The sequence below is a fragment of the Demequina sp. TMPB413 genome (assembly GCF_020447105.2).
Lineage (GTDB): Bacteria > Actinomycetota > Actinomycetes > Actinomycetales > Demequinaceae > Demequina.
In genome coordinates this window covers 1612859-1636510 of sequence record NZ_CP096184.1, presented here as the reverse complement: position 1 = coordinate 1636510, position 23652 = coordinate 1612859, and the positions used below count along the sequence as shown (strand labels likewise).

Annotated in this window: 14 protein-coding genes and 1 other RNA gene; 11 read left to right on the top strand and 4 right to left on the bottom strand. The window is 65.1% G+C overall.

All coding sequences use genetic code 11. The annotated features are described in order from the left end of the window. Positions 1-172: 172 nt before the first annotated feature. The 6 genes from prfB to LGT36_RS07915 all read left to right on the top strand — a co-directional run bounded on the left by prfB (position 173) and on the right by LGT36_RS07915 (position 7067). Positions 173-1282 carry a peptide chain release factor 2 gene (gene prfB / locus LGT36_RS07940; protein WP_226094584.1) on the top strand — a complete coding sequence of 370 codons (1110 nt, stop codon included), beginning with the start codon at positions 173-175 and terminating at the stop codon, positions 1280-1282. A 368-nt stretch (positions 1283-1650) separates the two neighbouring features. Next, positions 1651-2346, top strand: coding sequence for a cell division ATP-binding protein FtsE (ftsE, locus tag LGT36_RS07935; RefSeq protein WP_226094948.1), 696 nt, complete (start codon positions 1651-1653; stop codon positions 2344-2346). After that, complete coding sequence (ftsX, locus tag LGT36_RS07930) at positions 2343-3254, top strand: permease-like cell division protein FtsX (RefSeq protein ID WP_226094959.1); 912 nt, start codon at positions 2343-2345, stop codon at positions 3252-3254. Before ftsE ends, ftsX begins: the two co-directional genes overlap by 4 nt. Beyond that, positions 3251-4570, top strand: a complete 1320-nt coding sequence (locus LGT36_RS07925) for a M23 family metallopeptidase (RefSeq protein ID WP_226094961.1) — start codon at positions 3251-3253, stop codon at positions 4568-4570. Before ftsX ends, LGT36_RS07925 begins: the two co-directional genes overlap by 4 nt. Positions 4571-4659: 89 nt before the next feature. Beyond that, on the top strand, positions 4660-5124 hold the full coding sequence (gene smpB / locus LGT36_RS07920; RefSeq protein ID WP_226094962.1) for an SsrA-binding protein SmpB: 465 nt from the start codon (positions 4660-4662) through the stop codon (positions 5122-5124). A 62-nt stretch (positions 5125-5186) separates the two neighbouring features. Next, positions 5187-7067, top strand: coding sequence for a DUF2207 domain-containing protein (locus LGT36_RS07915; protein ID WP_226264431.1), 1881 nt, complete (start codon positions 5187-5189; stop codon positions 7065-7067). Positions 7068-7089: 22 nt separating this feature from the next. On the opposite strand, the gene LGT36_RS07910 is transcribed toward LGT36_RS07915, so the two are convergent. Next, complete coding sequence (locus tag LGT36_RS07910) at positions 7090-9549, bottom strand: MMPL family transporter (RefSeq protein WP_226094789.1); 2460 nt, start codon at positions 9547-9549, stop codon at positions 7090-7092. A gap of 129 nt (positions 9550-9678) precedes the next feature. Between LGT36_RS07910 and LGT36_RS07905 the strand changes: the two genes are divergently transcribed. The 5 genes from LGT36_RS07905 to LGT36_RS07885 all read left to right on the top strand — a co-directional run bounded on the left by LGT36_RS07905 (position 9679) and on the right by LGT36_RS07885 (position 14129). Then, entirely contained in the window at positions 9679-10242 is a 564-nt protein-coding gene (locus LGT36_RS07905; RefSeq protein ID WP_248642040.1) for a TetR/AcrR family transcriptional regulator, read from the top strand. Between the two features lie 55 nt (positions 10243-10297). Then, a complete protein-coding gene (locus LGT36_RS07900; RefSeq protein ID WP_226094683.1) occupies positions 10298-10711 on the top strand; it encodes a thioesterase family protein in 414 nt (137 codons plus the stop codon). Between the two features lie 55 nt (positions 10712-10766). Then, positions 10767-11135, top strand: a transfer-messenger RNA (tmRNA) gene (gene ssrA, locus LGT36_RS07895). Positions 11136-11311: 176 nt separating this feature from the next. Further along, positions 11312-13057 (top strand): bifunctional diguanylate cyclase/phosphodiesterase, encoded by a 1746-nt coding sequence (locus tag LGT36_RS07890; protein WP_226264429.1) that lies wholly within the window; start codon positions 11312-11314, stop codon positions 13055-13057. Between the two features lie 91 nt (positions 13058-13148). After that, positions 13149-14129: an aldo/keto reductase gene (locus LGT36_RS07885; protein WP_226264428.1), complete on the top strand. Its 981-nt coding sequence runs from the start codon at positions 13149-13151 to the stop codon at positions 14127-14129. 206 nt (positions 14130-14335) lie between these two features. Here the strand turns inward: LGT36_RS07885 and LGT36_RS07880 are convergent, their stop codons facing one another. The 3 genes from LGT36_RS07880 to LGT36_RS07870 all read right to left on the bottom strand — a co-directional run bounded on the left by LGT36_RS07880 (position 14336) and on the right by LGT36_RS07870 (position 23591). Continuing rightward, positions 14336-17194, bottom strand: coding sequence for a sulfide/dihydroorotate dehydrogenase-like FAD/NAD-binding protein (locus LGT36_RS07880; RefSeq protein WP_226094791.1), 2859 nt, complete (start codon positions 17192-17194; stop codon positions 14336-14338). Continuing rightward, positions 17191-22194: a 2-oxoacid:acceptor oxidoreductase family protein gene (locus LGT36_RS07875; RefSeq protein ID WP_248642038.1), complete on the bottom strand. Its 5004-nt coding sequence runs from the start codon at positions 22192-22194 to the stop codon at positions 17191-17193. Before LGT36_RS07875 ends, LGT36_RS07880 begins: the two co-directional genes overlap by 4 nt. A gap of 290 nt (positions 22195-22484) precedes the next feature. After that, positions 22485-23591 carry an acyl-CoA desaturase gene (locus LGT36_RS07870; RefSeq protein WP_226095138.1) on the bottom strand — a complete coding sequence of 369 codons (1107 nt, stop codon included), beginning with the start codon at positions 23589-23591 and terminating at the stop codon, positions 22485-22487. Between the last annotated feature and the right edge of the window lie 61 nt (positions 23592-23652).

The window sequence follows — 23652 nt, the reverse complement described above, 5'->3', positions numbered from 1 at the left end:
CTGACGCATTTCCAAGGCATGCTTTTCCGTGGGGAGACGTTGGGAGGGGACACCCAACGCCTCAAGGGGCCGGCGCAATGGGGAGCCGGCCCCTTTCCTCATGTCTGGGCACTTTTTCGGCTCAGAGCCCGGGCCCCAGGGGCGCGGCAGAACGGCACTAGACTCGTCTACCGTGGCTATCGACTTTCCCGCTGAAATCGCGGCACTACGCGGCACCTTCGGCCAGATCGAGGCGGTGCTCGACCCGGCGGCGCTCAAGGAGCGCATCGCCAGCCTCGAGGACCAAGCGTCGTCGCCCGACCTATGGGACGACCAAGAGAACGCTCAAGCGGTGACGAGTGCCCTCAGCGCCGCGAACGCTGAACTCGAGCGGATCGCCGGCTTCGGCAGGCGGCTAGATGACCTCGAAGTCTTGGTGGAGATGGCCGTAGAAGCGGACGACGCCGAGACGCTGGACGAGGCGGAGCGCGATCTCACGATACTCCGCAAAGACCTCTCCGCCATGGAGGTCAGGACCCTGATGGCGGGGGAGTGGGATGAGCGCGATGCCGTTGTCACGATCCGCTCGGGGGCGGGCGGCGATGATGCCACCGACTTTGCGGAGATGCTGCTGCGCATGTACCTGCGCTGGGCGGAGCGCCACGGCTATGCCGCCAAGGTGCTCGACACGTCGTACGCAGAAGGCGCCGGGATCAAGTCGGCGACCTTCGAGATCAGTGCGCCCTACGCCTTCGGCACCCTCAGCGTTGAGGCCGGGACTCACCGCCTCGCGCGGATCAGCCCCTTCGGCTCTGCCGACAAGCGGCAGACGAGCTTCGCGGCGGTCGAAGTGATCCCGCTGATCGAGTCGACCGATCACATCGAGGTGCCGGAGACCGACATCAAAGTGGATGTGTTCCGCTCTTCTGGCCCCGGTGGGCAGTCGGTCAACACGACCGACTCTGCCGTGCGGCTCACCCACCTGCCCTCCGGCATCGTGGTGTCGATGCAGGACGAGAAGAGCCAGATTCAGAACCGCGCCGCGGCGATGCGCGTCCTGCAGTCTCGCCTGTTGCTACTCAAGAAGGAGCAGGAGGCCGCCCAGAAGAAGGAACTCGCCGGCGACATCAAAGCGAGTTGGGGTGATCAGATGCGGTCCTACTTCCTCTACGGGCAGCAACTGGTCAAGGACCTTCGCACGGGCCAGGAGTCCGGTAACCCTGCCGCAGTGTTCGACGGCGACATCGACGACTTCATTGACGCTGGCATTCGCTGGCGGCGCTCGCTCGACGCAGGCGCGTAGGGGCTCCAACCCGCCTTGTCCTCACGACCAACTCGCCGCTTGCGGCGCTCCTCAACACGTCCAACGCTCCTCAACACGTCCAACGCCCGTCGCCCCACTCGGACACTCTCGCCCCGCGTCGACACTCCGAACCGTTTTGGCGGGCGACACGCCCCCGCGAGGGCCCGTGACCGAGACACGCCTGTGCGCCGGGGCCCAAAACGGTTCGGAGTGTCGACGCGGGGCCGAGGTTGCTCGTCTTTGGACGCCGGGACCTGGCGGTGTGACGCAAGCGACACCGCGCCAGCGGCGCGCCCTCCCCAGATCACGCCAATCGGCTACTTATGATGCCAGTGGCATGGGTAAGACCCCCCACGCCGAAGGCTGCCGTGATCCGACTCGACAACGTTTCCAAGGTGTACGCAAGGGGTGCACGCCCCGCGCTCGACGACGTCTCCGTTGAGGTTGAGCGCGGCGACTTCGTGTTCCTTGTGGGCTCGTCAGGATCAGGGAAGTCGACCTTCCTCAAACTCATCTTGCGCGAAGAGCGGCCCACGGCAGGGGACGTCCACGTTGCCGGACGCCACCTCAACAAGTTGTCGAACTGGCGCGTGCCGCACTTGCGCCGCGAGATCGGCGCCGTGTTCCAAGACTTCCGCTTGCTGCCCAACAAGACCGTGTTCGACAACGTCGCCTTCGCACTCGAGGTCATCGGCAAGAAGCGCCACCACGTCCAGTCGATGGTGCCTGAGACGCTCGAGCTTGTCGGCCTCGCTGGCAAAGAGAAGCGCCTGCCGCATGAGCTATCCGGCGGCGAGCAGCAGCGCGTGGCGATCGCCCGCGCCGTCGTCAACCATCCGCCCATCCTGTTGTGCGACGAGCCCACCGGAAACCTCGATCCAGGAACGTCCATCGGCATCATGCGTTTGCTCGACCGCATCAATAGGACCGGCACCACCGTGCTCATGGCCACGCACGACGACGAGATCGTCGACCAGATGCGCAAGCGCGTGATCGAGCTCAAGGGCGGTCTGCTCATTCGCGACCAAGACCGCGGAGTCTATGGGGCGGAGACGTCCGCATGAGGCTGAGATTCATCTTTGGCGAGGTCTTCAACGGCCTGCGGCGCAATTCCACGATGGCGCTGTCTGTGGTTCTCGTGACCTTTGTGTCACTGACGTTTGTGGGCGCAGCGGCGCTCACCCAGATGCAGGTGGACAAGCTCAAGGACGACTGGTACGGCAAGGTCGAGGTCTCGGTCTTCCTGTGCCCTGAGAACTCGCGCGAGGTGCGGTGCGTCGACGGATTGGCAACACCGGCGGAGGAAGACGCTATCCGCGACGTGCTGGAGAACGGCTCGGTCGCCCCGCTCGTCGAGGAAGTCGAGTACGAATCCCGCGAAGAGGCCTTCGAGAATCTCAGGGAGCGCGACACCGACAACCGTTTCGCACAGTTGACGGCGGAGGCTATGCAGGCGAGCTTTAGGGTGAAGCTCACCGACCCTGAACAGTTTGAGGTAGTCGCCGACGCCGTCGCTGGCATGGACGGGGTTGACGAAGTCCAGGACCAACGGGAGATCTTCAAGGGTCTGTTCAGCCTGCTCAACGCAGCCACCTTCATCGCTGCAGGCCTCGCCGCCGTCATGCTGCTGGCGGCAGTGCTCCTCATCACCACGACGATCAGGCTCAGCGCTCTCAGTCGCCGCAGAGAGACCAACATCATGAGGATGGTGGGTGCCTCGCGCGGGCTGATCCAGATGCCCTTCATGCTCGAAGGTGCGGTGGCAGCCACCCTTGGCGCTGTGCTCGCAGGCACGGGACTGTGGCTTGCTGTGCGCTATCTCATCGAGGACTGGCTCAGGGGATCTGTCACCTTTGTCGATTACATCAACGGGGATGACGTGCTTGCCGTCGCGCCTTGGCTACTGCTGATCGCAGTGGCGCTGGCGGCAGTGGCGTCTTTGGCAACGTTGGGAAGGTACACACGCGCATGACCAAGTCACCGTGGCGCACGCGCAACTTCAGGGTTGCGGCGGCATTGCTGCTTGCCGCGATGCTCGGCGCGAGCGCCGGAAGCATCGCTCAAGCCGGGGCCGGCGGGGTGCCCTTGTGGTCGAGCTATGACGACGAAATCGCGCAGGCTAACAAGGACAAGGCCAATAGGGAACAGCAGGCCAGGAACCTGGAGTACGAGCTCGCGGAGACGGATCAGGCGATCGCCGATGCCTCGATTCGATTGACGGAGCTCAATAACCGGTTGCCGATTGTTCAGGAGGAGTACCGCGTCGCCCAAGAGCGGTATGACGCGGCCGTGCTGCAGCAGAACATCGTTGCCGCCAAGCTCAAGGCAGCGCGCGCGGAAGACGCGGCCCTGACCGAGCAAATCGACGCTGACGACATCAAGATCAACGAGTTGCGTAACGTCCTCGCCGAGATCGCGCGTGCCGAGTATCAAGGCTCGCGCAAGGATGCGAGCCTCAGTATCTTCTTTGGTGCCCAGACGTCAACCGAGTTCGTGGACGACTACGCGTACCGCGAGACCACGTCCCGCGTGCAGTCCAACACGTTGGCCCAAATGGAGGAGCTCGCCGCGGTCAACCGCAACCGCAAGGCTCGTCAAGAAGCGGTGCGGGCTTACATCGAGGAGCTGAAGGTCAAGGCCGACGCGCTTGTGGTCGAGACCCAGACCGCCCGCGACATCGCTGCGGCGAAGAAGGCCGAGGTCGAGAGACTGCTCAAGGACGCCGAGGACCTGAAGGCCTACCTCGAGTCGCAGCGCGAGACGTACCTGGCCCAGCAGAGGCAGGCCGAAGCCGACGCCGCCGCGCTCAAGGCCGAGCTCGACGTTCTGTGGAAGAAGAAACTGGCCGAAGAGGCGACCAATGGCACCGGCTCATTGGTGAAGGGCTTCCTCAGCCCGCCCACGGCAGTGCCCTACATTACGTCGCCGTATGGCATGCGCCTCCACCCGATCTATCGCGTGTGGAAACTGCACGCGGGAACGGACTTCCGCGCGTATTGCGGAACGGCCATCCTGGCTACGGCGGACGGCAAGGTGGAGTGGGCCAAGTACGTCGCGGGCCTCGGCAACCAGGTGATGCTCTACAACGGAGTCGTCAGCGGCAAGGTGCTCTACACCAGTTACAATCACTTGGCGAGTTTCGCCGTCGGGGCTGGTCAGACCGTCAAACGCGGACAGGTGGTCGGCTATCAGGGCACTACCGGAACCTCGACGGCCTGCCACCAGCACTTCGAGGTCTACGTCAACGGCTCAACGGTTGACCCGATGAAGTACGTCGCCGACTGGTAAAGGGCTGTTGTACCTGCGCTAAGGGCCTTACACTGGTAGGTCGCGCCGCAAAGTCGCGATCGGATTCGAGTGTGCCTGGGAGGTGAGCCATGTCCGAGTCAGTCAAGGTGGTGGCCACTAACCGCTCTGCGCGCCACGACTTCTTCATCGAAGACGTGTTCGAGGCAGGCATGGTCCTCACGGGTACCGAGGTGAAGTCGCTCCGGCAGGGGCGGGCCGCTATCGGCGAGGGCTACGTCTACATCGATGGCGGCCAGGCGTGGTGCGAGAACATCCACATTCCCGAGTACACGCAAGGCACCTGGACGAATCACGCGGTGCGCCGCAAGCGCAAGCTGTTGCTCCACCACCACGAGATCGATGAGTTGGCGATCAGGACCCGCGAGAAGGGCCACACGATCGTGCCCTTGCGGTTGTACTTCGTGAAGGGGCGCGCCAAACTCGAGATCGGCCTGGCACAGGGCAAGAAGTTGTACGACAAGCGTCAGACGCTGCGAGAGAAGCAAGACAACCGCGAGGCGGAGCGGGCGATGGCGCGCAAGGGTCGCGAGTAGTTTCCCCCTCCTAGGCCAGGCGACCCGCTGGGGTTGGTGCAGAACACGGCATGATGGTTGACATGCGAACACTGCGTGCCCTGGTACTCGCCGCCTTGATGGTCCTCGTCCCCGCAACGTCGGCGTCGGCCGCTGCCCTTCCCGACGCTCCAGGGAGGGAGATCACCCGGTGGGACGAGACCTTTGCGTTGAATGCCGACGGTTCAGCCGACGTGCGCTTGGAGATCGACTTCGACTTCGGCAACGACCCTGGCCACGGGCCCTACCTGGTCCTGCCAACGCGCCAAGGCTACGACGACGAGCACGACAGGCTGTACGAGTTGTCGAACATCGACGCCTCGAGTCCCACGGGAGCGCCCTCCGAGGTGCACGTGACGCGAGGCACGAACTCGACCGAGATCAAGGTGGGTGATCCGAACATCGGCGACGTGTCCGGTGTCCAGACGTATGTCATCACCTACACGGTGGATCGAGTCATGAACGACACCACGGCTTCCGAAGGCGAAGGCAAGGCGGGGGACGAGTTCTACTGGAACGCCGTGGGCGATCAGTGGGAGATTCCGATCTCGCACGCGACCGTCACCGTGGAGTCGCCCGTTACGGCGACGGATGCCCAGTGCTTTGCCGGTCCGGCGAAGGGCGCCGACGCGTGCGCAGGGGCGTCGGTAGAAGGCAGCTCGGTCGTGTTTCGGCAGGACTACCTGGAACCCGGTCAGTTCTTCACCGTCGACGTGTTGTATCCGGCGGGCTCGTTTGTCACCGAGCCGAGGCTCACCGAACCGGCCGCCGATGCTGTCGACGACGTAAAGGAGGCGTTCACGCTCAACGTGGGGACCATCGGCGCGGCCCTCGTGATATTGGGGATCGGGCTCTTCCTCATCGTGAGAAGACTGCGCTCCACCGCCATTGACGAGCAATTCGTCGACGAGATCCCCGGACTGACGCCGCTCGGAATGGGCGCTTCCGACGAAGGCACAACACGGCGCGACTACAAGGCGCCCGTGGCGGTTCAGTTTGCACCGCCGCCTGGCATGCGGCCAGGCCAGATCGGCACGCTGCTGGACGAAAAGGCCGACTCAAGGGACGTGACGGCGACGCTCGTTGATCTCGCCGTGCGCGGTTACTTGCGCATCGATGATCTCGGCGAGAAGAAATCAGGGATCTTCTCCACGGAGCGCGACTACCTTCTTGTCCAACTGCGCGAAAGTGATGCCGCGCTGTTCCCGTACGAAGCGATGTTGCTCGATGCGTTGTTCAAGGACCGCACGGAGGTCGCGATGTCGGACCTCCACACCACGTTCGCGTCGTCCATGGCGTCGGTGCAAAAGCAGCTCTACAAGAACGCCACCAACCTGGGGTGGTTTCGCAGCAACCCTCAGCAGGCGCGGGCCGCGTGGGCGTCGTGGGGCGTCGTCCTCGTGATCGCAGGAATCCTGGGAACCATCATTCTCGCTCAGGCAACGCGGCTAGCCATCGTGCCGCTGCCGCTCATCCTGCTGGGCGTAGTCATGCTGGTCACCACGATGAACGCGCCAGCACGCACGGCGAAGGGCACCGCCGCTTTGCAGCAGGCGCGCGGCTTCGAGTTGTACATCTCCAAGGCCGAGGCCAATCAGTTGCGTTTCGAAGAGGGCGAGGATCTGTTCTCGAAGTACCTGCCGTACGCGATCGCCTTTGGCGTGGCCGACAAGTGGGCCAAGAAGTTCGAAGAGCTCGCAAGCCAGGGCCGCGCGCTCGCGGAGCCTGCATGGTACGGGGGCGTGGCGTACGGCACCTTCTGGATGCACTCGGCAGGCCTTGGCGAGCGCATGGGAGGCTTCGCCTCGTTCGCCGACACCGCCATGTCTGCGCCGACGCCGGGCTCGTCCGGCGGCTCTGGCTTCAGCGGCGGCGGGGGATTCTCAGGCGGTGGAGGCGGCGGAGGCGGCGGCGGGGGCTGGTAGCCGCCCGCCGCGACGCCGTCCGCTACGCGGAGTGCTCTGCGGGCAGGGGGTGCTCCCGCTCGAGCTGCGCGCCCTCGACGTCCACGTCAGGCAGGATCCTGTCGAGCCAACGCGGCAGCCACCACGCGCCCTCTCCCGCCAGGTGCATGAGCGACGGCACCAGCACCATCCTCACCACGAAGGCGTCAAACAGCACGCCGACGGCGAGGCCAAAGCCGATAGGCCGCACCATGCCAAGTTCAGAGAACACGAAGCCTCCGAACACCGACGCCATGATGATGGCAGCGGCCGTGACCACAGCCCTGCCGTGACGCACTCCAGCGACCACGGAATGGCGTGCTGACATGCCGTGGACGTACGCCTCGCGCATGCCGGTGGTGATGAACAGTTGGTAGTCCATCGCGAGTCCGAACAGGATCCCTGTCAACAGGATCGGAAGGAAGGCAAGCAGCGGAGCCGGATCGTGCACGCCGAAGAGCTCTGACATCCAGCCCCACTGGTACACGGCGGTGACGGCGCCGAAGGCCGCGAAGAGCGACAACACGAAGCCAGCCGTCGCCAGCACTGGCACCAGGATGGAACGGAAGACCACCACGAGGATCACCAGCGAGAGCGCCACGACCACCGTCAGGTACAGCGGCAGCGCCGCGTTGAGCTTCTCGATCACGTCGATGGACCCGGAAGCCTCGCCAGCCACGCCAATCTCGGTGCCGTCTTCAAGAGGCGACAGGGCCCGCAGGTCATGGACCAGCTGCTCCGTCGACTCGCTCGAGGGGCCCTCAGCGGGGATGACTTGGAAGGCCATGTAGTCGCGATCGGCCGACACCCCGACAGGCGCGACTGCCGCGACATCGTCGTTGGCAGCGATGACCGACTCGATATCCACCTGGGTGGCCAGAACGTCGTCTTCCGCCACTGGCTCGGCCAGGCGCGCCGTCACGAGCATCGTGCCATTGACGCCGTCGCCAAAGTTGTCGGCCACGGCAAAGTAGGCCTGGTATTGCGTTGACTCTTGGGGCTCTTGAGTGCCGTCCGGCAGGCCCAGTCGCATCGACAGCGAGGGTGCTGCCACCACCAGGAGCGCGCCGACGGAGGCCACGACGGCGCCGACGGCGACCACGTTGCGGAGGGGCTTGATGGGCTTCTCTGGAGCGTGAGAGCCGATCCTATTCCTGGCGGCCCTGCCGAGCACTCGCGGCCCGATGAGCCCGAGCACGGCTGGCGTCAAGGAGATGGCCGACAACACCGCGACGGCGACGCAGAAGGCCGCGACGGTGCCCATCACCCCGAGGAAGGGGATGCCCGTGATGTTGAGGGCGAGCAAGGCCACCATCACGGTGGCACCTGCGAAGACGACGGCGTTGCCGGAGGTGCCGTTGGCCAAGCCGATCGACTCGTACAGGTCCATCCCGTCGCGGAACTGCTTGCGGTGGCGGTTGAGAATGAACAGCGAGTAGTCGATCCCCACCGCGAGGCCGAGCATGACGCCGAGGACGGGGGTGATCGATTGCATGTCCTGGACGCCTGAGAAGGCGAGCGCGGTGAGCACGCCGACGCCGACGCCGACGACCGAGGTCATGAGCGGCTGGACGGACGGCCAGAAGGCTCGCATCATGATGCTCAGCACCAGGAGCGCAACGATCACGCCGCCAACCTCGCCGGGGCCAAGCACACCGGAAACGTCGGTGGTGAGGTCGGCGGAGAAGTCCGCGCTCACGCCCTCGATGGGTGCCGCTCTGATCGCTTCAATGACGGCCTGCTTGTCCTCTGGAGTGAGGGCATAGGTCTGCTCGGCGAAGCTCACCGTCACGAGTGCGACAGAGCCGTCTTGCGAGACCATGCGCAGATCCGCGGCGTAGCCGGCTAACTGGCGCCCGAGTTCGAGCTGCTCGCGCTGCTGGGCCACCTGTTCGCGGGCGTCGCTCACCTGGGCCAGTCCGTCGTCGATCTGTGCCTGCTGGGCCTCAAACTGGCCCTGATTGGCCTCGTAGACGCCGGCGTTCTTGGCCTGCTCGATCGCGGCGTCCAGTTGCGTCTGTGCCGCGGCGAGTTGCTGCTCCGTGGCGTCAAGTTCCTGGACCGCCGCGTCCAGAGCGTCGGCGCCTTCCGTCAACTGCTGGGCCTGCTGTTCCCGCTGCGCCTGAGTGGCGAAGGGGTTCATGGTGCCCTTCACGTGATCAAGCTCTGCCACGGTGGTCAAGACATCGCCGACTGACTGCTGCTGCTCAGCCGAGAAAGCCGAGCCGTCGGTGGTCTGGAAGACAACCCTGGCCGTGCCGCCTGTCAGTTCGGGCAACTCAGCGGCCAGTTCCTCTGTCACGCGCTCCGTCTCAAGTCCAGGGATCGAGAAACTGTCGGCGAGAGTGCCGCCAAACCCGAGGAACGCCAGTCCCGCGATCACAAGCGTGGCGAACCAGGCGCCGATGACGGCGAGGGGGCGACGTGCAGAGTTGCGTCCGAGTCGGTACAGGAGGTGGGCCACGAGCGGCCTTTCTGGAAGGGGAAATGGGGGTCAGGCGCCGTTGCCTCGGATCAGTGTAAGCACACCTCGCGGCAAATATCCAACAAGTGTTGTCTTTCTTTCTCGCGCGATCATTGACACAATCGACGGGTGGACGCGCGAATAGTGAGGACGAGGCGCCGCTTGCAGGAGGCGTTGCTCTCCCTCGCACGCGAGAGGGGGCTCGAACACGTCGCGATCAGCGACATCACGGAGCGCGCGGGCGTCAACCGCAGCACGTTCTATCAGCACTATGCAGATAAGGACACGGTGCTCGCCGACGCGCTCGATCGCATTGCGGGGGAGGCCGGTGCGAGGCTCGAGATCCCCTTGCTCCAGGCCAGCGGCCCACCGGAGCCGCTTGTGGCCTTCCTCGCCCACATCGACGAGTATGCCGACGTCTACCGCTCGGTGTTCTCCGGCACCGGCTCCGGCGTGGTGCTGGCACGGTTGCGGGCACGGGTGCGCGACGCCCTCGACGTTGCCTTGCTCGCTGCGCAACGCGTCGCGCCGATGGTCGCGCCTGCCGACGTCGTCGCTGCCGGGGTGGCCGGATCGATCGTGGGAGTGATCGGCGCCTGGCTCGAGATTGAGGACAGGCCAGGGCCTAGGGAGGCCGCGGCGTGGATCTGGGCGATCGTGGTGGAGCCTCCTGAGAACGGCATGCGCCGCTGACCAGCCGCGGGGTGATGCATGCGGAGACGGAGCGGCGGTGGCGTAGTCTCGAATCGTGCCTGCTATCCGAGTTCCCCTGCACTTGCGCTGGTCAGATGTCGATGCTTACGGACACGTCAACAACGCGGCGATCGTCGGCCTGCTCGAGGAAGCCAGGGTTCAAGCATTCTGGCGTGACGACGACCCGATCCTGCCGCCGTTGACGTCCACTTCGGATGCCTGGGTGCTCGTCGCTGAGGTCCACGTGAAGTATCGCCGCGTGATCGATCACCGAACCGAGCCGATTGAGGCGGAGGTCTCGATCATCAAGTGCGCCGGCGCGAGCTTCGTCATCGCCTACCGACTGCTTGTCGATGGGCTCGAGTGTGTGACGGCCAGTACGACCATGGCCCTGGTGGACGGGGCGACGGGCCTGCCGACGCGCATCGGCCCCGAGCTGCGCGCAGGCCTGCTGGAGTTCTCCTCATAGCGAAGGGGCTGTCCAGCGTCGGCGCTTCCGCGTAGACTAGAGGCACAACTCCACAGGGGATGATCGGTTTCGACGTGTGTTTGTATCGCAGGGGAAGCGGGCCAAGGACGCTGGGTTATCTTGTGAACGCCCCCAGCAAACTATAGGTGCCGATTCTAAGCGCACCGACTTCGCCCTCGCTGCTTAAGCGAGCGCTATGAAGTCCGTCAGCCTAGGTTTGTTCTCGACCTAGTTCCTGGCGTCATCTAGAGAACTTGCTGGTTGCTGGCGTCACAGCGGCAACCGGGACTTGCACTGTGACTGGGCCCATCTCACTTGCTCGCCTGATGCGGGTGAGGGGCCGAGAAATAGCTCTCAGGCTGCGCCCGGAGAAGCCCTGCTTTTGAACATGCGGACGCGGGTTCGATTCCCGCCATCTCCACTCATCCCTGAATGTTGACGTGAAAGGCCGCCGCACCCGGTTCGGGTGGGCGGTCTTTTGCGTTTGTCGGCTCTGGGCACCTACTCGCGATGAGGTACAACTCGGGCATTGTGCCTGATATCGCATCGCTTCTGTGAACCTTCGGTGAACAGAGGCAGGCAACCCTTACGCGTCACGCCATGATGCCGAAGAGCGCAGTGGAGGTGGCTGACACGATGGCCGAAGAGACCACACTCGACAAGATGATCGAGCCGTGCCGGGTGGTCGACGCGACCACCACATGCGCCCAAGTCGACGAGGAGTTCGCAGGCCAGTGGCAGGGTTCCTCGCTGCTCGTGCGAGCCGCCGATGGCAGCATCGGGCTGCTCGGGCGTGCGGCCTTCCTGTCGCGGATGGCTGGTCGCTACGGCTACGGACGGTCGCTGTGGGGAAGGCGGCCCGTCGCGGCCGTGGCAACGTGGGGCGTTCCCGTGGTGAGGAGTAGCACGACCACCGTTCACGCTGCGTCGCTGATCGTCGACAGCGCTCAGGGCTACCGCGACCTTCCCGTGGTTGATGACGACGGCGAGCCGATCGGCATCGTGCGACCAATACGCGTCATGCGCGCCCTTGCCGAGCAAACCGCACAGAGGGCGGCGACCGACGAACTGACGGGAGCGGCCTCGAGGGCACGCCTCATCGAAGGTCTCGACGAGCGCCTCGCGCGAGTGGCGGCTGGTGACGGTGCGGTGGCAGTGGCGTTCCTTGACCTGGACAGACTCAAACCGGTGAACGATCTCTACGGCCACACCATGGGCGATGCCCTCCTGAAGTCCGTAGCGCGCAGGCTGGCCGGCGCGATCGGTCCACACCACCTGCTTGGCAGGCTCGGAGGCGACGAGTTCGCGGTGGTGATGTCCCTGGAGCCCGCCCCGCAGCGGCGCCTGGAAGAAGAGGCGCTGGCACTTGGAGAGCGCCTGCGAGCGGCCCTCGCGCAACCCGATCCTGTGCTTCCGACACCGGCTGAGTCCCGTGCAAGCATCGGCGTGACGGTGGCCTCTGGTGCGGGCGTGAGAGGGGACCAACTGCTCAAGGCGGCCGACGAGGCGATGTACACCGCAAAAGTGGCTGGCGGCGACAGGGTGCGGCTGGGCGGGGCCTTTGGCGGCGTCCGTCACTCCTTGCCCACCGAAGACCTCGTGCTGGTCTATCAGCCATTTCTCGATCTGGAGACGGGCCGCGTCACGGCCGTGGAGGCGCTGCTACGTGCCCGCCAGCCGGACGGCTGCCTCGAGTTCCCTGCCGAACGGATGCAACAAGTCGCGCGTGCAGGTGCCGCGCTGGAACTCGATCGGTGGGTGCTCTCTCAGGCGTGCGCGGCGATGGTGAGGTGGACGGCGAGCGCGGACATTCAGGAGCCGCCTCGCATCCATGTCAACCTCGCGCCCGAATCGGTCAGCGCGCCGTCACTCGCCGACGTCGTGTTGGAGACGGTCGACGAGTCCGGTGTGGAGCGGGACCGGGTGTGCCTCGAATTGTCGGAGTACGTCGGCGTGGCCGACTTGGTGCGTGCGACGCCTCAACTGGCCACGCTCGCGGTGGCAGGGATTCGGCTCGCGTTGGACGACATCGGCGCGACTCTTGGGGCATTGAGGATGATCGGGACGTCCTTGCCGATCGAGTGCATCAAGGTGGACAGGTCTGTCATCGAGGGCTGCGGTCGCGACGCGCCTTTTGACGTCGAGATGCTCGCACTCGTGGCCCGTCTTGCAGATCGCTTCCGGCTCGACGTGGTTGCCGAAGGGATTGAGACGGACGTTGAAGACGATGCGGTGCGTCGCAGCGGAATCCACCAGGTGCAGGGATTCCTGCATAGCCGCCCACTCACGGAGGAGGACCTCATGGACTTCGTGAGTAGGCGACACGGCGCGGGGCTTGGCGCATGAGGTTTCGCTGGTGATCCTCGGGTCCGGGTGACGTTACGGCCGCGACTGGCGCGGTGCCCGCGCGCCGTGAGGACCCGTTAGCGTACGTGGCATGGAACTTCGCACTCTTGGCCACAGCGGCCTCCAGGCATCGGCCGTTGGACTTGGCTGCAACAACTTCGGGCGTGCAGGCACCGCGTCGGTGACCCAGGAGGGCACCTCTGCCGTGCTTCACGCGGCGCTCGATGCGGGCATCACCTTTTTCGACACCGCAGACATTTACGGCGGTTGGGGCACGAGCGAGTCACTCATGGCCGAGGTGCTGAGGACCCGCCGTGAGGAGGCCGTCATCGCCACCAAGTTCGGCCACGTGGAGGTGGAGACGCCGCTTGATGAGGCGGGTGCCAAAGGCTCGCGCGCTTACGTGCGCGCCGCTGTCGACGCCTCTCTGACGCGCTTGGGCGTCGACCACATCGACCTCTTCCAGCAGCACATGCCAGATCCATCCGTGCCTATCGAGGAGACGCTGGCCGCGCTGGCCGAACTCGTGGTCGAAGGGAAGATCCTCGCCTACGGTCACTCGCAGTTCACCGCGGAGCAACTGCGCCGGGCCGATGCGGTGGCCGCCGAGCTAGGCGTCGCACCGTTCGCCACTAGTCAGGACGAGCTCAGCCTGATTGCCCGCGCCGTTGAGACGGACGGCAGGCTCGATGCGGCCGCCGAGGCAGGAATGGCGTTCTTGCCGTTCTTCCCGCTCGCCAACGGCCTCTTCACCGGCAAGTTCACGCGCACGGAGCGGCCGGAGGATGCACGCATTACGCGCATTCGACCGCACATCGCCGACGACGCCGATTGGGACGCGATGGAGGCCTACCAGGCGCTGTGCGAAGGGTGGGGGATCACGATGCTCGAGGCGACCGTCGGCTGGTTCTTGGCCAAGCCAGCGGTGGGCTCCGTCATTGCAGGGGCGACCCGGCCAGAGCAGGTTGTGGCAAATGCAGCGGCCGCCTCTGCGTGGTCGCCCACTGCGGAGGACATCGCGGCGATCGACGCGCTGTTCCCCGCCACCGGTGCGTCTCCCAGTGGGACATGAGCGTCAGTTTCGACGATCTTCTTGCCCTCATGTCCCTCCAGGGCGCGTGAGAGCCCACTAGGGCGCGGGTGCAGGCCGACGCCCGGCGCGCGGAGGCCGACGCTGGGCCGCAGAACGACGATGACAAGCGGGAACGCCGAAGGCCGCCTCCCCCCGGCGGGGCGGAGACGGCCTTCGGCGTGAGCCGCGACGTGCGCGACGGGCTGCTACTTGACCAGTCCGTGCCTCACGAGGCTGTCCTTCTCTTGTGACTTGAACAGGTTGAACCGGGGCAGGAACTTGTCCCAGTCGATGATGTGCGAGTCGATCTCTGGACCGTCAATGCAGGCGTGCTTGCGCACGGGCTTGCCATCGAGTTCCACCGGCACCATGCACGCGCCGCACATGCCAGTCGCGTCGACCATGATCGAGTTGAGGCTGGCCACGCACTTCACACCGAATGGCTTGCTGAGATCGCTGACCGCACGCATCATGAACGGTGGTCCGATGGTGACGATCTCTGCCAAGTCCCGCCCGTTGCTGGAGGTGTTGTCCTTGAGCATCTCCTCGAGTGGGCCGGTCACGAAGCCCTTGTAGCCGATCGAGCCGTCGTTCGTGGCGTAGATGACGTCGAGGAGGTCGCCGTACGTGGCCTTGAGCTCGCTCACGCGCTCGCCTTCGCCCGTCCAGAACATCAGGTTCTCGCTGCGGAAGCCCGCAATGAGCGTGACATGGTTGCCCAGTTCGAGGTGCGCCCGCGCGATGGGGTACACCGGAGGCAGTCCAAGCCCACCAGCCGTGAAGACCACCGTCGAGTTGTCGGCGTGCTTCTCTACGTGGCTCGGAAGGCCGAGCGGGCCAGCGATTCCCGCGAGGGCTTCGCCCACCTCCATCTTGTTCATCAGGATGGACGAGGTTCCCATGGCCTGGACCACGAGGCAGATGGTGCCAGCCTTCGCGTCCCAGTCGGCGAGCGTCAGCGGAATGAGCTCTCCACCCTCCCAGGGGAGTACCCGCACAAACTGGCCAGCCTTCGCGGAATCGGCGATGACTGGCGCGCGCACGGTGAACTCCACGATGCCGTCGCTCAGCACCCGCTTGCCGATGATGGTCGAAGCCGTCAGACTTCTTTCGGTGTACGCGCCGGCCTTCACCACCATGTCGCCGACCTGCTCGAGCGGCACGTCGAGCCCTCCGAGGATCTCCCTCGCGGCGCTCTGGCCGTCACCGGCGGCGTTGACTGCCGTGGAACCGCCACGCGCGGCGTCGCCACCCGTGTAGATGCCTTCGAGCGTCGTCTCTTGAGAGCCGTCCGTCTTGAGCACGATCGTTCCCCACTTCGAGGTCTCAAGCCGAGGCTCGGAGTCCTTGATGATGGGGTTGGAGGCATTGCCGAGCGCCATGATGACGAGGTCGGCCTTGATGGTCTCCGACTGCCCGGTGCTGACGGGTGCTCGCCTTCCTGAGGCGTCTGGCTCGCCCAACTCCATCTGATCGACGATGGCCGCCTTCACAAAACCCGTGTCGTCGCCGACGAACTCGGTGGGGGCGGCGAGCGGCTTGAGGGCGATTCCCTCCTCGAGAGCGTGGTGCAGTTCCTCGACCCTTGCTGGCATCTCCGAGCGGCCGCGCCGGTAGACGATCGTGACGTTGCCGCCAAGGCGGCGTGAGGTGCGCGCCGCGTCCATGGCAGTGTTGCCACCGCCGATGATGAGGATCTCCTTGCCCTTGACGTCGGGAAGCGGGGTCTCGAACTCCTCCTTGAGTCCCTGCATGAGGTTCACGCGGGTGAGGAACTCATTGGCGGACATGACGTTGAGCAGGTGCTCGCCAGGCACGTTCATGAAGCGGGGAAGGCCCGCGCCCGTGCCGACGAAGATCTTCCAGAAGCCAGCGTCGCGCAGGTCCTGCAACGTGGCCGTCTTGCCCACCACGAAGTTCAGGACAAACTTGCCGCCGAGCAGGCGGATCTTTTCCACGACGTCGTCGATGAGGTTGTTGGGAAGGCGGAACTCAGGGATGCCGTAGCGGAGCACGCCGCCCAGTTCATGGAAGGCCTCGAAGACCGTCACGGGGTAGCCCTCGACGGCGAGCAGGTATGCGTTGATGAGTCCGGACGGACCGGAGCCGACGATGGCAACGGGAGGCTTGGTGCTTTGCTTCCACGGATCAGCGACACCAGCGAAACGCTCCTGGTTAGCGTCGGGGTAGAGCAGCTTCTCCCGCTGCGGCAAGAAGAACTCGATCTGACCGATCGACATCGGCACCTTGAGCAGGCAGGCTCCCTGGCACTGCAGTTCTTGCGGGCATACACGACCCGTGACGTCCGGCAGCGGGTTGGCCGACTGAATGAGCTCAAGCGCGCCGCGGAAGTCACCGTTGCCGATCAGGTTGATCATCTCGGGGATGTGAATCCGCACGGGGCAACCACCGATGCGCGCATCGGTGCTGTTCTTCTTGAGGGCACCCAACTCGCAGGGCCGTTCCTCACACTGCTTGTCACGCAGCACCTCGAGCCACACCAACAGGTCGACCTCGCGGGCGGTCAGGCCCGTGTCCATGTAGCCGAGGTAACCCTTGTTGACCAGCTCGAAGTCTTCCGCGCGCACCTCGGGCTCCCTGATGTAGGGAGGGATCGCCACGTGCGCTGGCCACTCGGCCGAGAACCCCTTGAGCATGGGGTAGCGGTCGGACAGGACGCGGTCGACGGCCCTGATGAACGACCTCTTCTTGCCCACTGGGAGATTCCAAATGAACCGCATGAGCACGGTGCTCGCATCGCCTTCGCTCTTCAGCAGGCTCCACAAGGTCTCCATGAACTGGTCGCCGAGCTCCGGTTGCTGGAACTCCCACGCTGCCGCCGCGATGCCATCCTCGATGAACATGTCCCTAAAAGAGGCAGGGTCCTCGACCAGTCGGCGCTTGAGCAAGTCAAGCTGTTGCTTGAAGCTCGCCACGCCAGCGGAGCCTTCGAGGCCCTCCACTTCGTCAGCCGTTGCCTCGAGGGCCTCCTTGGCGCCCAGGTAGCGGCGCACGTCGTCGTGCGGAGAGCCCGTGCTCTCTACCGTGTCGTCGATGATGCTCATTTGATGATCTCCGCGTCACACGAGGCCTTGACCCTGTCGATCCGCTTCTGCAGCTCTGGAGTCAGTTGGACCGAGTCGAGGGCGCCTTCAACCATCGTGGCGATGATGCGCGATTCGCCGTCGATGATGGCCGTCTTCTTCTCGAAGAACTGGGGGAGTTCCTGGTAGCAGGTCCCGCAGTCGTTGCACTTTGGCTCGTCGGCAAGGTCGAGATAGATCGGGCCGGTGCCCTGTTGTGCTACTTCAGCACACGAGGGGGCAGGAGCCGTGGCGACGGCGCCTTGCCTGGCCGACTGGAGCGACACCGTTGCCCGGCCGCCCGCAGGCGCCTTGCTCGATGCCGCGAGGGCCGACATGGCCGAGGCGATCTCGTCCAGCGAGCTCTCGCGTAGCTGGATGAGCTCCTCGTACTGAGCCTTGAGCGCGTCGACCTCCTTGCGGTGATCGCCCGTGAGCTGGTCCTCGTGTTGCCCTGCGAGGTACTGCAGCGTCTGCCAGAAGCGCTGACGCTCCTCGACCAGCGCCACAATCGACGGCGAGCAGGCCACCTTGATGAGCCGCTTGTCGGCATCGGTCGCGAACACGAACGGCACCTTGCCGTCGCGCTCGGCCGCACTCAGCTCCACGAACTCCGCGATGGGCACCGCAACAGCGTCGGCGTCGGCAGGGAGCTTGTGGAACTGCTTCTTGAAGCGCACCTCGCCCAGCGCGAACTCTGCTGGCGTCAGCGGTGTCGTCATCAGCTCAAGCTGACCGCCCTCGCCGATGTACTCGAGAGTGCTCGTTGTCCACGGCTTGGTCACGTCGGGGTTTCCGTCGAGGCTGAAGCGCTCGCGAAGGCTCGAACCCTTGCGAGGGTCGTGCACAAACAGCGGGCTCATTCTGCTCTCGACGGCGAGTTGCGAGCGCGTGTTGGACAAGTCCTCCGCGATGCCGTTCTCGGTGCCACATGGGGTGTAGATGTCCATCACTGCCGCACCTGACTGGTACGCGAGCATCTGCATCGAGGTGGTCAGGAAGTGGCTGTGCATGGCAGTGGAGGTGGCACTGGCGAACACGCCAGGGTGGAATGAGGCGAGGAGCGCGAGATCCTTGCGACCCTCGACCTTGCCGACGTGCGCCTTGCCGAAGCGGGCGAGGTCGGCGTCCTGGCCGATGAAGCTGGCCGTCGACGCCTGGCCTCCTGTGTTCGAGTAGGCACCGGTGTTGAGCACCAGCATCTTCACGGGAGTGCCGCTGGCGAGCACGCGAGACATGGCACCAAAGCCGATGTCGTAGCTCGCGCCGTCGCCGCCAATGGTCAGCACGTTCGGCATGAGCTTGCGCTCATCCTCAGTGAACGCGTGCCACGAGAGCGTCCTCAGTTCCTTGCCATGCACCTCTGGGTCGTAGGCATCCTCCAGCTCGAGCCGAGCTTGGCGCACCGCCTTGACCTCGGCCACGTGCTGAGCGGAGATGCCCTCGTAGATGCCTGAAGCCAGGGGCTGGGCGTCTTGGAACAGGCTGTTGACCCACGGGTCGAGATACGGGGTGAAGGGCATCGTCGAGGCATAGACCGAGCTGCAGCCGGTTGCGTTCGCGACCACCGTGGGGGCGGGGCCACCGCCGGTGGGTCCTGCCTCCGACAGGTACAGCGCCTTGTCGAGATCGACGAGTACGCGGCCGATGCGGTTGCGTCGCTCCTCGTCGGCCTGAGGCAGGGCGTCGCGCTTGGCCTGCAACTGAGAGATGAGACCTTCGAGCTCCTCGACGTACGCAGCCCTGCGCTCGTCACCAAGCGCACGGCTCATGGACGTCACGAGCCGGATGGCGGTGACCTCGCCGCAACCACGGCATGCGCCGTGGCCACCGGTGGTGGCGTAGTAGTTGTTGCGGTCGAGCAGCATCCGCTTGATGTCGCCGTCGGGCGAGGTCGAGCCTGCCGTGAAGCGCTTTGGCGTGTTCGGAAGCGTCGTCATGACCTCGAAGCGCTCCTGGAGCGTGGCCAGAACGTCGGCGTCTTGGTCAACTGACGTCAGCGCGCCAGCACCACACACGTCGACGCACTGGAGGCAACCGGTGCACTTCCATGGGTCGACCACCGCGGAGAAGAGGCCACCTGTCCCTGGAACCTCCTTCTCCATCGAGTCGAAGAACGGGCGGGTGCGTGCGACAGGGAACGTCGCGAGGTGTGCGACGAGTGCGTCAACGTGCGGCCGAGCCGTCTTGGGTAGATCGACAACGGCAGCGGCCTCGGCCACGATGTCCGCAAACGCGCATTCCGTCTTGTCTTGGCGGTACATCTCGCGGACGCGTTCGGCGAGCGGGTACACCTGGGCGCGGAGCGCCTCGCGCTGCGGTTCGGTCGCCTCGATGGCGGCGATTCCTGAGAGCAAGAGGTCGTGGATCTCGTGCACCGTGTTGGGAATTGCCACGTCGGGGCAGACCATCGCGCAGTCGAGGCAGCCGGTGCATGCCGAAGGGTTGAAGATCGGTGCGACGCGTCGGAACAGTCCCTTGTCCTTGGTGGCGCCGGTGCCGACAGGCATGAACATGCCGGTACCTGGCAACACTGGCGTCTCGCCGATGGTGCCCTCGCGGAACGGACGAGCGATCAGGTCCTCGTAGTAGGCGGGGTCAAACAGGTTGCTTGGCCTGGCCTCCGTGGTGGTGGGGCACATCGAGGCCGACAGCGCGCCCGTCAGGACGAGTGGCGACACGTGGTTCTTCTCGCGTTCCAGCAGCTCTGGCGCGTTGTAGTCGACCAGCGTGGTCGCGGCGATGCCGTCCTCGATGACCGACATGTTGCCCTCGATCACCGCGTCGCCCTTGCCGCCAAACTTCTTGACGATCTGGGCGCGTACCTTCTCGAGGATGACCTGCTCCGATGCTCCTGACGACACCCTGTCGACGTGACCGGCGACGGCACCGATGAACGCAATACCCATCATGCGGGTCTCGAGTTCAGGAGTGGGGGCGTGCTTCTTGGCCACCGTGAAGGCGTCGACCACCAGGAAGTTGATGTTCTTCTCGCGGATGGTGCGGCGGGCGTACGACGGCATGCTGAGCCACACGTCCTGCGGTGCCAGGTCCGACTGGAGGATGAAGGTGCCACCCTCGACCAGGCCCTTGAGGGGGTTGGTGTGCACGAACGCCTGGTGGTCGGGGGAGATCACGACCTCAACGTCTTCGAGCTCGGCGTTGGTGAACAGCACGGGCTCGGGGCTGAGGGTGATGTAGTAGTTGGTGGGCGCACCAGACTTCTCAGAGCCGTACTTGGGCGCCGACTTGGAGTGCATGTCGAGCACGCCGGCGAGGATGTCCGTCAGCAGTTTGCCGGTGGCGACCGTCCCGTAGCCGCCCACAGAGTGGAAGCGGATGCGCAGCGCCGTGTCGGGCAGCAGTCCCGCGGGGTTTGGCGCGGTCTCGAGGGCCATCGCCTCCGTCTCGGGGTACGCGGCCCTGAGCTTGTCTTCGAGGCTCGCGAGCGACGGCACGGAGTCCTTGCCAAAGAACTGGGAGCCAAGGTAGATCAGCGGCGCGTTCTTGCCGTCTGCCATGTGCTTGAAGGCGGCGATGAGGTGTCGTGGCTGTACGTCGTGGCCGCCCAGGCCGAAGATCGCGGTCGTGAGCGATGGAGTCGTGGCCAGCGCAGGGATGCCTGCGTGCTGCGGCCGGTCCGCGTTGGCGCGCGCCTTGAACAGCGACTGGGTGACGGCGCGCGTCAGCGCGGTCTCGTCGGAGCGCTCCAGCACGGTGACAACCTTGGCCGACTTCAGCGCCTCGACCAGTTCGGCCTCGGGGAACGGCTGCAGTGCCTTGATGGACACGACGCCCACCTTGAGGCCCTGCGCCCGCAAGTACGGGAGCACCGCACGAACGTCGTCGGTGATCGAACCAAGGCCCACCATGACGTAGTCGGCGTCTTCGCAGTCGTACGCCATGACGGGGGAGTAGGCGCGGCCCGTGAGCTCGGCGTACTCGTCCATCGCCTGGCGAATGAGGCCAGGCACGGCGCTCACAAAGTGCGTGCGGTGGTCGACAGCGCCGGCCTGGAAGTCGGGCTGATTCTGCACGGTGCCCGTGATGCCGGGGTTGTGAAGGTCGACGAGCGCCGGCACCAGTTGACGGGTGCCCTTCTCATCGGCGTTGATCCACTGACGGCGCCACTGAGCCTGGAGCTCCTTGGGAATCCAGGCCAGCGTCTCTTCGACGAGCGCGCCGGCGTTGTCTGCCTCGACGGCGTCGGCCCTGGCGTCCAGGTGGTCCCTGACGGCCTTGAGCGCCTGCTCGGTGAAGGCATCGGCATGCCTGCTGAGGTATTCACCCAACTGGAACACGCGTCCCTTGGCGCCGAACAGCATCTCTTGAGCCACCGTCGGCGCCTTGATGCGGCCGGACGGATCGCCCAGGTAGTCCTTCAGCAGTGCCGGCTCGGGCAGCAGGGCCTCGCTCATCACGTGGCTGGTGGCGAATCCGTCCATCGCGTTGGCAACGGGGATGAGGGAAAGGGCCGACGCGCGGTACGAGATCGCGGCGAGGTCGGCGGCCTCTTGAGGGTTCGAACCGAACAGGATGGTGTAGCCGGAGGGGAGCAGCGCGTAGACGTCGTCGTGCCCAGCCATCACGTTGAGGGAGTGCTTGGAGACCACGCGGGCCGCCACCTGGAGCACGAACCCGCCGATCTTCTTGCCGACGGTCACATAGTGCGACTCCATCGCGTACAGGATGCCCTGGCTCGACGAGGCGTTCGAGATGTACTCGCCGCCCGTCAGCGCCGCACCAAGTGCGCCTGACTGAGCGGAGTGCTCGCCTTCCGTCTCCACAAAGAAGGGATGCTTGCCCCAGACGTTGAGTTGGCCCTCCGCGCGCGCCTGCTCGAAGAGCTCGGCGATCTCAGTTGACGGGGTAATCGGGTAGCCGATCACGCCACCACACACGTGCTTCATGACGTGCGCGACGGCGCCGTTTCCGTTGATGACGGCCGGTAGGCCAGGGTACTTGGGCAATTCTGAAGTCATGATGACGCCTGTTCGGTCCTGTGCGCGCGAAGCGAACATGTTCCGACCGCTCAGAGCGACGGGCGGGGCCGAACCTCCTGGGACACCCCACTTGTGATGTGGTGACCAGAAGGCGGTCCGAGGCCTGCTTCTTTGCGATCCTCATATCCGCATGGAACACCTTCAGGCTAGGTCGCGTGTCCCCGAATTTGCGTGCCCTTGGTCCCACGACCTAGGACCTGGTCCGGGGATGCGAAAGGAGCGCCGGAGGCGTCATGCCGCCCGGCGCTCCTTGCGTGAAATGCGTTGCGCTAGCCGCGGCCCATCGCGACGCGCTCGGGGCAGTCGAAGGGGTCGCGGGCGGCGAGACCCACCTTGTTGAGGTAGCGGATCACGATCCCGTAGGACTCCATCAGCGACGTCTCGGTGTACGGCAGCCCCAGCGTGGCGCACTCCTCCCGCACGATCTCGCGTGTGCGAATCAGGTGGGGGCGCGCCATGTTGGGGAACAAGTGGTGCTCGATCTGGAAGTTCAGGCCGCCCATGAGGATCGACATGGGCCAGCCGCCGCGGATGTTGCGGCTTGTCAGCACCTGCTTGGACAGGAAGTCCATCTTGGTGCCCTCTGGCACGATCATCATTCCCTTGTGGTTTGGCGCGAAGGACGCCCCCATGTAGACGCCGAAGACGGCCATCTGGACGCCGAGGAACGCGAAGGCCATGCCGAGCGGGAGGAAGAGGAACAGCGGCACCAAGTACAGCCCGAAGTGCAGAGCAATCGCGGGAATCTCCGTCCACTTCTGGCGGCGGCTGCCCTGCTGAACGAGCGAGGCGACCGAGCGATAGTGGAGGTTGATGCCCTCAAGCGTGAGGATGGGGAAGAAGATCCAGCCCTGACGCTTGACGATGGCGCGGACCAGGCCCTTCGACCGCGATGCGTCCTCTTCGACGAACATGATGGTGTCGCTCGCGATGTCAGGGTCTTTGCCCATCTGATTCGGGTTCGCGTGGTGGCGCGAGTGCTTGTTCATCCACCACTGGTAGCTGATGCCCACCACCACGGTGCTGAGGAAGCGACCGAGCCGGTCGTTGGCAGGGCCAGAGACAAAGATTGCGCGGTGCGAGGCCTCATGCCCCATGAACGCGAACTGCGTGAAGACCACCGCGAGCGCGAACGCCATCAGCAGCTGGAACCACGAATCCCCCAGCAGCACGATGCCTGCGATCACTCCGCCGAGGGCCAGCACCAGTACCGCGCTGTAGACGCCGTAGAAGGTGTACGACCGCGCCAGCAAGCCCGTCTCGCGCACGGTCGACGCGAGTTCGGTGAACGACCGCGTGATGTGGTTGACGTGCTTTGGCTCCGCTGCTCGCGAGGCTGCTGCGGTTTCGGAAGCGTGCTGGGACGTTGAGGTCATGCCTCTCCTGAGGGGTGTTGCGGCGGCGTGCCACCTGTGGCCGGGGACTCACACACTGGGT